Consider the following 11,632-nt stretch of genomic DNA (forward strand, 5'->3'; position numbering starts at 1 on the left):
TATCGTAACGGGTTTCCATGGGGGCGGCATAGTATAATATAGTATGATCCGAGATGGAGGGGGCTAGCCCAGTCCGAACTTCTCGATCTTCCGATACAGGGTCTTTCGGCCTATGCCCAGGGCCTTGGCCGCCTGGAGCCGGTTGCCGTCGTAGAACTGGAGGGCGCGCTGGATGTGCTCGCGCTCCAGCTCCTCCAGGGAAAAGACGGTGCCGCCCTGGTCCGCCGCATGCTCGACCAGCTCCCGCGGCAGGGCCTGGTTGGTGATCACGCCCCCCTCCGCCAGGATGATGCTCCGCTCGAGCACGTTGCGCAGCTCGCGGATGTTGCCGGGCCAGTCGTAGTTGGTCAGGCACTGCACGGCCTTGTCGGTGATGGTCAGCCGCTCCCGCCGCATGGCGATGCTCATGCGGCCGAGGAAGTGCTCCACCAGCAGCGGGATGTCCTCCTTGCGCTCGCACAGCGGGGGGACCGAAATGTTGAAGACGTTGATGCGGTGATACAGGGCCTCGTTGAACCGCCCCGCCTCGACCTCCTCGGCCAGGTTCCGGCTGGTGGCGAACAGGAAGCGGATGTCCACGTGGCGCTCGTTCTTTTCGCCCATGCGGCGGTACATCTTGGCCTCCAGCACCCGGAGCAGCCCGCCCTGGACCTCGAGCGGCAGCTCGCCGATCTCGTCCAGGAAGAGGGTGCCGGTGTCGGCGTAGGTCATCAGCCCGTCGCGGTTGTCCGTGGCCCCGGTGAAGGAGCCGCGCGTGTGCCCGAACAGCTCGCTGCGCATGAGCTCCTTTTGCAGGGTGGCGCAGTTCTTGACGATGAACGGCCGCTCGTTGCGCTCGCTCTGCTCCTGTATGGTGTGGGCCACCACGTCCTTGCCCACGCCGCTCTCGCCGGTGATCAGCACGGCCACGTCCGTGGGGGCGACCCGGCCTATGAGATATTTTATCTGTTTGATGGGCGCGGAGTTGCCCACCAGCTTGGAGGAGGCGGCCACGGTCTGGTTGGAGTGCCGGAAGCTGCGGTTCTCGCGCTGGAGGCAGACCCGCTGGTAGGCCCGTTCGATGACCAGCTCCACCCGGTCGAGATGGAAGGGCTTGGTCAGGTAGTCGTAGGCCCCGATGCGCATGGCCTCGACCGCGTTGTCGATGTTGCCGTGTCCGGTGATCAGAACCACCTCGATGTCGGGATAGGCGGTCTTGAACTGCACGAGCATGTCCAGGCCGTCGCCGTCCGGCAGGCGGATGTCCGAGACCACGACGTCGTAGTGGCCCTTGGAAAATTTCTCCAGCCCGATGGCGGCCGAGGGCGCCGTGTCCACGATGCGCTCCTCGGTGCTCAGTTCGTGCTGGAGCAGTCTGAGTATCGATTCCTCGTCGTCTATGACCAGGACCTTGTAGGCGTTAGCCATGTCGGCCTCGTTTACCGATGGGCAGGGTGACCGAGAAGCACGTCCCGGTGCCCAGCTCGCTGTTGAAGGTGATTTCGCCGCCGTGGTCCTGGACGATGTGGTAGCAGGTGGCCAGCCCGATGCCGATGCCCTTGCCCACGGGTTTGGTGGTGAAGAACGGCTCGAAAAGCTTGTCCCGGTCCTTTTCCGGGATGCCGCAGCCGGTGTCGCTGACCGACATGCGCACGCCGCCCTCGTAGAGGGTCGTGGATATGCACAGTTCCCCCTCCTCCCCGATGGCGTCCACCGCGTTGGTCAGGAGGTTCAGGGCGACCTGCTTCAGCTGGGCCTCGTCGCCGTAGATCATGGGCAGGACTTCCGCCAGGGACATGGACACCTTGAGCCTCGGGTGGCTCTTGAAGTGGTGCTGGAGGATGCGGATGGTGTCCTTGACCACGCGGTTGACGCTGACCTGGGTGAAATCGGCCACCATGGGCCTGCTGAAGGTCAGGAGGGTCTGGACGATCTTCTGGCAGCGCGAGCACTCCTTGAGGATCGTGTCCGTGTATTCCTTGAAATCCTCGTAGAGGTCGTCGTCCACGACATCTTCCAGCCGGGGAAGGCGGCGCTTGATGCCTTCCGCGAAGCCCGCCACGGCGGTCAGCGGATTGTTGACCTCGTGGGCCACGCCCGCGGCGAGCATGCCGGTGGTGGCCATCTTTTCGGCCTGGTAGAACTTGGCCTGGTATTCCTTTTCCAGGGTCACGTCCCGCTTGAAGATGAGCACGCGATGCTGGGGCAGGTGGGGGTTCTTGAGGGGGGCAGCGACCATCTGGAACTGCCGGTTGCGCCCGCCGATGCGGAAGATGGCGGTTTCCCGGCAGACCGCGTCGGTGCTCAGCGACCGGAAGGCCGGGCATTCGTGGCACGGGTAGTCGGTGTTCCGGAACACCTCGTAGCAGTACCGGCCGATGGGGTTGATGCCCGGGAAAAGCTCCAGGAAGACGTGGTTCACCGAGATGATCTCGAGGTTCTCGGACAGGACCATCATGACGTCGGTGATGCCTTCGAGGATGGCCGCGATCTCGAGGCGCTGGTCCTCGGATTCGCGGTGGCTGGCCGTCAGCTTTTCGATGCTCTGGCGCAGTTCCTGAAAGAAGTTGAGCTTGCTGTGCTCAATGCCCATGAGGTCTTCGAGTGTCGTTTTTGCAGTACTCACCATGCAGCCTCGCATATGCTCATCAGGTCCTCGCAGGTCGCCTCGCGGGGGTTGGTCAGGGTACAGGCGTCGGGCAGGGCCTTGTGGCAGAGCAGTTCGAGTTCACTGTCGTCGGGCAGGATGTCGTTCAGACGGCACGTCGCCCCCAGTTCCAGGAAGAGCCGTTCGAGGTACTCGATGCCCTTCATGGCCTGCTTCTCCTCCGACTTGCATTGTATTCCGGTTATCTGGAAGCCCACCTGGGCCAGCTTTTTCGGTCTGGACGTGAGGTTGAAGCGCATGACCGAAGGCAGCAGCACGGGGTGGACCATGCCGTGCAGCACGTCGAACCGTCCGCCGATGGAGTGGGCCAGGGAGTGGGCGATGCCCAGGCCCGCGTTGCTGAAGGCCATGCCCGCCGCCGTGCTGGCGATGCTCAGGTTCTTGAGGGCCTCCGGGGACTTCGAGTCCACGGCCTCCCGGATGTTCTCCATGAACAGCTGGATGGCCTGCATGGACTGCGGCTCGGAGAAGGGCGACGCCATCCTGGAGACGTAGGATTCCACGGCGTGGGCCAGGGCGTCCACGGCCGAGGCGGCGATCAGTTCCCGGCTCTTGGTCGCCAGGAGCATGGGGTCGATGATGGACAGGTTGGGCACCAGCGAGCGGCTGATGATGGACATCTTCACCTGCCGTTCGATGTCGGTGATGATGCAGAACTGGGAGACGTCCGAGCCGCTGCCCGCTGTGGAGGGGATGAAGATCATCGGGGGGAGGGGGCGCATGATCTTGTTGGCGCCCTCGTAGTCCCTGATCTTGCCGCCGTTGCCCACGATGGTGGAGATTCCCTTGGCCGCGTCGATGGGGCTGCCCCCGCCGATGCCGACGATGACGTCGGCCCCGTTCTCCATGTACAGCTCGGCGCCCTTGTGCACCTGCACGTCGCGGGGGTTGGAGCTGACCTCGTTGAAGTAGACGCATTCGATGGCGTCCTTGCGGAGCAGGTCCATGACGACCTCGACCCAGCCCGCCTTTTCGACCCCGGGGTCGCTGACCAGCAGGACGCGCTTGGCCCCGAGTCGGCGGGCGCAAGGCGCAAGGTATTTTATGCTGCCGTTGCCGAAGATAACTTCCGGAATGGCGAATTTGGTGATGAGCATGACCTCTCCGCGCGTAATTAGGTGTGCCTCAGCGTACCCAGATTCCCTGAACTTAGGCAAGCCCTTTGCCGAGGTTCTCCTTTTGGCACCGGGCGGCTTTTCTGGCGCGCCGTTTCCGGGCCTCGGCGTCGCCCGGAAACGGGAAACGCCCCGGAGCCGTGCGCGGGGCTCGGGGGGACGATCGGCGCGAAGAGGGCCCGCCGCGCGGGAAGGGGCGTCGGGCGGGTCCGGTCCGGGGCTTGAAACAAGAGCGGGCCTTGCCCGAAAGGGTAAAGCCGCGCCGGGGAGAAGGCGGGAGGGCCGCCTATTCCTCCTTCAGGATCGCCCGCATCCTGTGGAATTCCTCGGTGCTGATGTCGCCGTTGGCGTACCGGCGTTCGAGGATCTCCATGGAGTCCCTTCTGTCGCGCCGCGCGTCGCAGCGTGGCGACCTTTGAAGGAACCGGTAGGCGAGGTACACGAGGACGCCGATGAGGAGCAGGTTGAAGAGGGAACCGAAGCCGAAGCCGCCCATTCCCCAACCTCCGCCGAAGCCGTGCATGAATCCCCAGTTGCAATTGAACATGATTTCTCCCGGATGAGTGGTTTCGGCGGGAGGGAGCGCGTCCCTCCCGCCAAATTCATGCCTTCTTCGCGTCTACCAGGCGGGGCAGTTGAAGCCGGGGCCGTTGCCGTTGAAGCCCATCATGCCGTGGCCGCCGCGCATCATGCCGCGTCCCATGTAGCCCCGTCCCATGTAGCCCTGTCCGGGCAGGCCCGCAGCAGCGGCCTTTTCATTGAGCGCGGTGATGTTCTTGTTGATGCGCTCGGTCAGGGCGCGCACCTGCTTGGCGTCCGGGTTCTGGCCGGCCATGAGCGCCGCCACTTCGGCCCTGTCCGCGCTGATCGAGGCGCGCAGGTCGGCGGTGGAGTTCAGGAAGTCCTGGTAGGCCTTGGAGTCAACCTGGTTGTTGGCCTGCATGCCGTAACCATAACCGTTTCCGTTCCATCCGTGCATGCCCCAGGCCATGGCGTTGGCGGAAACCAGGGCGACGGCCGCGACCAGTGCGAGAGTCAAAAAAGTCTTCTTCATGGTAAAAACCTCCTAATGGTTTTTTTCGTGTTGGTACTCTCCCTAAGGCAAGCGGCGTGCCAGAATCTAATAATAAAAATAACATCATGATATTATTGTATATTTGAAACATCCTCACTGATTTGGCCCCGATTTATCCCTTGCCAACACTCCGCCGTATGGTTAATTTTTAACCAGTTGGACAGTCGACAGTCTAAAAAATGATCAACCTCGTCGGGCGGGAACAGGCATGACGTTGAACAAAAGGCTCTTGGGAAGCTCGGCATCCGTCTGGATGGTTCTGGGCATGGCCGTGATCATGACCCTGGTGGTCGTGGTCCTGGCCGTGTTCAACTACAACCGTGAAGTGCGTTACATGGAGAAGGTCCTCAGCGAGAAGGGCGAGGCGCTCATCCGCTCCTTCGAGGCCGGGGCGCGGGCGGGCATGATGAGCTCCTACGGCGCCCAGGACAGGCTCCAGGCCCTGATCGACGCGACCGCCGAGTTGCCGGACATCCGCTTCATTCTCCTGACGGACCGCGGCGGGCGGATCATCGCCCACAGCGACGCCGCGAAGATCGGCGACGTCTTTCTCGGCCCGGACCGGATCAAGGCCCTGGCCCCGGACAAGGACGCTCGCTGGACGATCATGAATGGCGACGGGGACGGTTCCTTCGTGGTCTACAAGGAGTTCGTCGCGCTGGCCAACGGCGGTCACGGCAGGATGCGCGAGATGATGGAACACATGATGGGAGCTCCCTCGCAGGGCCACTCCGGGAATCACCGCTGGAGGATGAACGGAGGCGCCGGTTCCGGGCGGGTCCTGGAAAGGCCGCTGATCTTCATCGGCCTGGACATCGCGCCGTTCGCCGAGGCCCGCCGGGCCGACATCCGGGTGATGATCACGACCTCGGCCGTGCTGCTGCTCGTGGGGCTCGGCTGCATGATCTCGCTCTTCTGGGTGCAGGCGTACCACAAGTCGCGCAGGCAGCTGAAGGACTCGCAGATCGTGGCCTCGGAAATCGTCGCCCATCTGCCCGTGGGCTTGGTGGTGGCCGGTCCCGACGCCGTGGTCACCCACATCAACGCGGACGCCGCCGCCCTGCTCGGCGTGAGGGCGGGCGAGGCCCTGAACCGGCCGGTGGACGGGCTGCTTCCTCCGGCCCTCGTCGAACTGGCCTCGGTGTCCGCCGAGACCGGTCACCCCGTGACCAGGGAACTGCAGGTCACCGTCCGGGGCAGGGAATTCCCGGCCAACGTCGGCGTGGCCCCGGTCGTGTCCGACGACGGCCTTTCCCTCGGCACCATCTTCATCCTGAGCGACCTGACGGAGATCCACCGGCTCCAGGCCGACATGAAGCAGCGGGAGAAGATGGCGGCCATCGGCAATCTGGCGGCGGGCATCGCCCACGAGGTCCGCAATCCGCTCAGCAGCATCAAGGGGTATGCGACCTACTTTGCCGGGCTGTTCGAGGAAGGCAGCGAGAACCGCAAGGCGGCCACCGTGATGATCGCCGAGACCGAGCGCCTGAACCGGGTCATCTCCGAGTTGCTGGACTTTTCCCGGCCCTCGGAAATCAAGTCGCGGCAGGCCGACATGGCTCTGGTCCTGGACACCGTGTCCCGGCTGCTGCGCCAGGACGCGGCGGACCAGGACATCGCCCTCGCCATCGACATCGAGCCGGGCCTGCCCCCCGTGGAGCTGGACCCCGACCGCATGGTCCAGGCCCTGCTCAACATCGGGATCAACGGCATCCAGGCCATGGAGGCCGGGGGCGGGTTGACCCTGTGTGCGCGGCGCTCCGGCCCGGACCTGGTCATCGAGGTCGAGGATACGGGCCAGGGCATAGCCGAAGAGAACCTGGCCACGGTCTTTGATCCGTATTTCACGACCAAGAGCCAGGGGACCGGCCTCGGCCTGGCCGTTGTCCGCAAGATCGTCGAGGGGCACGGCGGGACCGTCGAGGTCGCCAGCGCCGTCGGCCAGGGCACGACGTTCACCATCACCATACCGCAACCCGCATGAGAGCTGAGCCCATGAAGACCAAGATACTCATCGTCGACGACGACAAGGGACACCTGTCCATGCTGGAGACCATCCTCGGCGGATGGGGATACGAGACCGCTGCGGCCATGGACGGGGGCGAGGCGGTGGCTTCCGTCCATGAGCACCCCTACGACGCCGTGCTCATGGACGTCCGCATGGCCCGGGTCAGCGGCATAGAGGCCCTGGAGGAGATCAAGGCGTTCAATCCCGCCATCCCGGTGTTGATCATGACGGCGTATTCGTCCGTGGACGTGGCCGTCGAGGCCATGAAGCTGGGGGCCTACGACTACCTGACCAAGCCGCTCAATTTCGACGAGCTCAAGATCACCCTGGAGCGGGCCCTGGAACACAAGCGCCTGTCCGAAGAGAACCGCCACCTGAAGGAGACGGTCTCCTCCGGGCAGTCCCTGGCGGGCATCATCGGCACCAGCCCGGCCATGCGGGAGGCCATCGAGATGGTCAAGGTCGTGGCCCCCACCGAGGCCACGGTCCTGATCACCGGGGAATCCGGCACCGGCAAGGAGCTCATCGCCCGGGCCATCCACGCCAACAGCGCCCGGAAGACGAAGCAGCTCGTGACCATCAACTGCGCGGCCCTCTCGGAAACACTGCTGGAGTCGGAGTTGTTCGGCCACGAGAAAGGGGCGTTCACCGGCGCGGACAAGCGGCGCGACGGCCGGTTCATGCAGGCCGACAAGGGGACGATCTTCCTCGACGAGATCGGGGAGATATCCATGCCCATGCAGGCCAAGCTGCTCCGGGCCGTGCAGGAGCGCGAGATCCAGCGGGTCGGCAGCGATACGGTGCAGACCGTGGACGTGCGCATCCTGGCCGCCACCAACAAGGACCTCAAGGCTGAGGTGGCGGCGGGCCGCTTCCGCGAAGACCTCTACTACCGGCTGCACGTCATGGTCCTGCGGCTGCCCTCCCTGAGGGAGCGCCGGGACGACGTCCCCCTGCTGGCCAATTTCTTCCTGGAGCGGTTCGCCGAGAAGAACCGCAAGACCGTCAAGGGGTTCACGCCGCTGTCCATGGACATGCTCATCCGCTACCCCTGGCCCGGGAATGTCCGGGAGCTGGAAAATACCATCGAGCGGGCCGTCATCCTCTCCATGGGCGAGTACGTCACGGAGAGGGAGCTCCCCGCCTCCCTGGTCAAGGAATACGAGGAGACCGTCCCGGCCGGAACCGGCAACGGGCAGCTCGGCGGCCAGCCCCTGGAGGACGTCCAGAAGGCGGCCATCCTGGCGACCCTCGAACAGACGAACTGGAACAAGAGCGAAGCGGCCAAGATCCTCGACATCACGAGGACGACGCTGAACAACAAGCTGAAGAAGTACGGCATGTGACCCGGCCGAGGGCCCGCCGTTCCTTTCCGGAGTGGGACGGCCGTCGGCACGGAAAACGGGAAAAGCGTTTATGATCTTTCATAAGCGCTTTTTTCGTGGAGCCGGGGACGGGGGGAAGGCGCGTTGCGGGCCCTCACGGTTGCATGAGGGCCCGCAACGCTCGAAACATTCTTCTAGGTCCACCAGATCATGCGGGCGGGCGGATTGCCGGTCCGGGTGAAGTCGTCGCCGGACTCCTTCAGCACCTCGTCCAGCTCCTCGACCGTGAAATCGTATCCATCCTCGAGGGCGGCGGCCACAAAGGCCTCCTTGGTCGCGATGGTGTTGTACTTGGCCTTTACGGTCTTGTTCTCGCCGCCCGCGATCAGCAGGCGCTCCACTTCTTTCTTGGACATGGCAATGCTCCTTGTTGGCAACAAAATGGGGTATGGCACTATTCGGATCACAAGAACCGGCGCGCATGGAAATGGACAAGCATGGGGCCGACTCGTCGATTCATGAGCCTTAGCGTGGGGTCGAGAGCACCGTCAAGCGCCCGCCACGAGCCGCGTTTCGGGCTTTTTTCCGGAGTGAAGGCCTCAGGAGGGCCGGGTGGCGGAAGCAAGAAGGAAAAAACGACCCATCGGAGGCGGAATTCGCCCGTTCGGCGGCCGCATGGCGAGGAATTCCGCGCCCCCGGCAATAATATTGAGGAAAAGCAATTTGCACATTTTCCCGTCGATCCACGCTCCGCCCGCCCAAGGCATGAAATAGCGCCTAAGCTATCTCACACGCGTTTGATTCCGTGGGGGCCGGAATACAGGAGATCCCAAACTGTCAGAGTGGCGACTTGCTGACTTCCGATCTGCGTTGGGGTAACCTTTTAAAAACGGGAAAAAGCGCTTGAGACAGAGCTTCCCCACATGAAACGGCAAACTTTCTCCGTTCGCCGACGTTCTCACCCCAGCCCCGAATGCCTATACGGAGTGATCGGAATAGGATTGTGCAGGGTATAAACGTGTTGGAGTCGGAAGATCGGACGGAAGTCGGGTCGGCCCAAGAAAGCAAATATTCATCACCTGTTGGAAGGTAGTGCCATGATAAAGAGCAATGGACATATTCCCTTGATCGCCATTGAAGAACATTTTCTCACGGAGGAAGTGATCCAAGCCTGGGATAGGGCGAATCTATCCGCCACCGATCCCAGCCTGGCGCATAATGCCGGCGTCATCGGGCAACGTTTGCTGGATGTGTCCCAAGGGCGTGTCGAATTGATGGACGAAGCCGGAGTCGATGTGCAGGTGCTCTCGCTGACCACTCCGGCTTTGCATGAACTGGGGCCGGAAAGTATCAATATAGCCAAGCGTTGCAATGATGCCATCGCCGAAACCATTGCCCGTCATCCGGGCCGATTCCAGGGTTTTGCCACATTACCGGTGGTTGATCCGGAGGCGGCCGCCCTGGAACTGGAACGTTGCGTCAAGACGCTTGGTTTCAAAGGGACGATGCTGGGGGGGCGCGTCGGGGATCGGAACCTGGATCATCCCGACTTCGCACCGATATTTGAAAGCGCCAGTGCGCTGCATGTCCCGATTGGTCTGCACCCCCGTACACCGCCAATGGCTGTCCGGGAGGCCTACTACAGCGGGGTGGATCCTGATTTGGAGATTGCCTTGGCAACGTATGGTCTCGGCTGGCACTACGATGCCGGCGTGCAATTTGTTCGGCTTCTCGTGTCGGGGCTCTTTGACCGTCTGCCGGAATTGCAGCTCATTCTGGGACACTGGGGAGAAATGGTGTTGTTCTTTTCCGAACGGTTGGCCGCATTGGGACGTACTGCGAAACTGAATAAACCTGTAACGGATTATCTGAAAAGTAACCTGTACGTGACCGCCAGCGGCATGTTTTCAGCCAATTATCTGGCGCGCGCCGCCAGCATTGTGGGTAAAGATCGGTTGCTGTTTTCGACAGATTTCCCGTATCAGTATCGCCCTGGTCATGATGCCCGCCGCTTTTTGCATGAGTGCGGGTTGGAGGGGGATGATCTGGCTGCCTTCGCCCACGGCAACTGGGATCGCCTGACAAAAAACTGCGGCAAATAACTCCGCCGTCTTCCGTCGAGGCCCTGCCTGCCTTGGCTGAAGATGTCGCCTTGGGATTGGAGGGAACTCTGCAATCGCCGGAATGAGCCCCCGAACCATGCCCGAAACAGCCGCAAGCCGGTCTATCCCCTGTCGGCGAAACGCCTGTAGTTCAGTTCGCTGATATCGATGGAGGGCGTTTCATCGCAGGCCATTTCGGACAAGACAGTGCCTACGGAGGGAGCGATCCCGAACCCATGGCCGGAGAAGCCGCAGGCCAGAATCAACCCGGGTACCTCTTCGACATGGTCGAGAACCGGGACTTTATCCTCGCACAGATCAATCAAACCGACCCAGGTCCTGACCACCTTTGCATGCTTCAAGGCGGGGATGTAGCCTAAAATCCCCTTGCATGTCTCTGCGGTGGCCGTGGCGGGGGGATGGCTCGCGAGCACCTTGATCCGGTCGGCATCCAGGGGGGAGCCTCCGCCAAAAACAAAGGACCCATGGGTCGTCTGATGACCGTAGAAGTCGGCCATGGCGGTTCCGAGCATCTGATAGAACATGGGGGGCTGCGCGTCGGTGACCAGGGTGTCCAGCGCAATCCTCTTCATGGGCACGTCCACGCCCACGGTGTTGGCGATGGCGCGGCTTTCGTAGCCTGCGGCCAGGAGTATCCTGTCCGCCTCATACTCCCCGCTAGTGGTCATGACCTTTTTCGCCCGGCCCGCAACCGTTTTTATGGAAAGCACGCTTTGTTCAAAAAGAAAGGTCACTCCAAGCTGGCGTGCTCTGGTATAAAATGCTGAAGTCGTCAGCAGGGGGTTCGCGTGCCCGTCGCTCTGGCACCAACTGGCCCCTATCACTTCATCGGAAAGATACGGGCAGATTTCTCTGACTTCTTCCCCGGTCACCATCCTCACGTTGAGGCCCAAGGACTGCGCGACGTCGGTAAGGCCGCGTAGAATTTTGAGGTGCTCATCGGTTTTGCCCAGCCGGAGGTTTCCCTGCTGGTAGTACTCGACATCCGTCCCCAGCTCTTCGGACAGATGGGGCCAAAGGTGCTGCACTCCGTACATGGCCAGGGGCAACTCTCTTTTGTCCCTGCCGGACTGGCGCACCCCGCCGCCATTGCGGCCTGATCCGCCATATCCGATCCCCTTGCCTTTTTCGAGGACAATGACCGTTCTGCCTTTTTTCGCCAAATAGTATGCGGTCGAACAACCTATGATCCCACCACCTATGATGATTACATCCGCGTTTGTCTTCATGTTCCCTCGATGTCTGCAATAGGCAGATGCCCCAAGCCGGAGCACCGCACAGCAGTATTCTCTGATTTTGTAGTGGCTTCTCTTCCGATTGCGAGTGGTTGGAGCGGCGG

At 62.3% G+C, this 11,632-nt stretch carries 10 protein-coding genes; 3 read left to right on the plus strand and 7 right to left on the minus strand.

Features of this window, described 5'->3' with window-relative positions; genetic code table 11:
* Positions 1–63 precede the first annotated feature (63 nt).
* From AB6M95_RS04810 to AB6M95_RS04830, 5 genes are all read right to left on the minus strand, one after another.
* Positions 64–1,407, minus strand: coding sequence for a sigma-54-dependent transcriptional regulator (locus tag AB6M95_RS04810; RefSeq protein ID WP_371385602.1), 1,344 nt, complete (start codon positions 1,405–1,407; stop codon positions 64–66).
* Positions 1,400–2,608, minus strand: a complete 1,209-nt coding sequence (locus AB6M95_RS04815; protein WP_371385603.1) for a two-component system sensor histidine kinase NtrB — start codon at positions 2,606–2,608, stop codon at positions 1,400–1,402. The genes AB6M95_RS04810 and AB6M95_RS04815 overlap by 8 nt, the downstream gene beginning before the upstream one ends.
* Positions 2,602–3,744, minus strand: coding sequence for an iron-containing alcohol dehydrogenase (locus AB6M95_RS04820; RefSeq protein WP_371385604.1), 1,143 nt, complete (start codon positions 3,742–3,744; stop codon positions 2,602–2,604). The genes AB6M95_RS04815 and AB6M95_RS04820 overlap by 7 nt, the downstream gene beginning before the upstream one ends.
* Positions 3,745–4,048: 304 nt before the next feature.
* Positions 4,049–4,309 carry an SHOCT domain-containing protein gene (locus tag AB6M95_RS04825; RefSeq protein ID WP_371385605.1) on the minus strand — a complete coding sequence of 87 codons (261 nt, stop codon included), beginning with the start codon at positions 4,307–4,309 and terminating at the stop codon, positions 4,049–4,051.
* A 72-nt stretch (positions 4,310–4,381) separates the two neighbouring features.
* The gene (locus AB6M95_RS04830) at positions 4,382–4,816 is read right to left on the minus strand and encodes a zinc resistance protein (protein ID WP_371385606.1); all 435 of its coding nucleotides are present in this window, start codon (positions 4,814–4,816) and stop codon (positions 4,382–4,384) included.
* A gap of 229 nt (positions 4,817–5,045) precedes the next feature.
* Here AB6M95_RS04830 and AB6M95_RS04835 point away from each other — a divergent pair, with 229 nt between their 5' ends.
* Positions 5,046–6,821: an ATP-binding protein gene (locus tag AB6M95_RS04835; protein WP_371385607.1), complete on the plus strand. Its 1,776-nt coding sequence runs from the start codon at positions 5,046–5,048 to the stop codon at positions 6,819–6,821.
* Positions 6,822–6,832: 11 nt separating this feature from the next.
* Positions 6,833–8,191 carry a sigma-54-dependent transcriptional regulator gene (locus AB6M95_RS04840; protein ID WP_371385608.1) on the plus strand — a complete coding sequence of 453 codons (1,359 nt, stop codon included), beginning with the start codon at positions 6,833–6,835 and terminating at the stop codon, positions 8,189–8,191.
* 173 nt (positions 8,192–8,364) lie between these two features.
* Here the strand turns inward: AB6M95_RS04840 and AB6M95_RS04845 are convergent, their stop codons facing one another.
* Positions 8,365–8,586 (minus strand): Nif11-like leader peptide family natural product precursor, encoded by a 222-nt coding sequence (locus AB6M95_RS04845; RefSeq protein ID WP_338669722.1) that lies wholly within the window; start codon positions 8,584–8,586, stop codon positions 8,365–8,367.
* Positions 8,587–9,267: 681 nt separating this feature from the next.
* Here AB6M95_RS04845 and AB6M95_RS04850 point away from each other — a divergent pair.
* A complete protein-coding gene (locus AB6M95_RS04850; protein WP_371385609.1) occupies positions 9,268–10,272 on the plus strand; it encodes an amidohydrolase family protein in 1,005 nt (334 codons plus the stop codon).
* 122 nt (positions 10,273–10,394) lie between these two features.
* Here AB6M95_RS04850 and AB6M95_RS04855 read toward each other — a convergent pair whose 3' ends face one another.
* The gene (locus AB6M95_RS04855) at positions 10,395–11,522 is read right to left on the minus strand and encodes an NAD(P)/FAD-dependent oxidoreductase (protein ID WP_371385610.1); all 1,128 of its coding nucleotides are present in this window, start codon (positions 11,520–11,522) and stop codon (positions 10,395–10,397) included.
* Positions 11,523–11,632 lie beyond the last annotated feature (110 nt).

Source organism: Pseudodesulfovibrio karagichevae (assembly GCF_041414475.1).
Classification (GTDB): domain Bacteria; phylum Desulfobacterota; class Desulfovibrionia; order Desulfovibrionales; family Desulfovibrionaceae; genus Pseudodesulfovibrio; species Pseudodesulfovibrio karagichevae.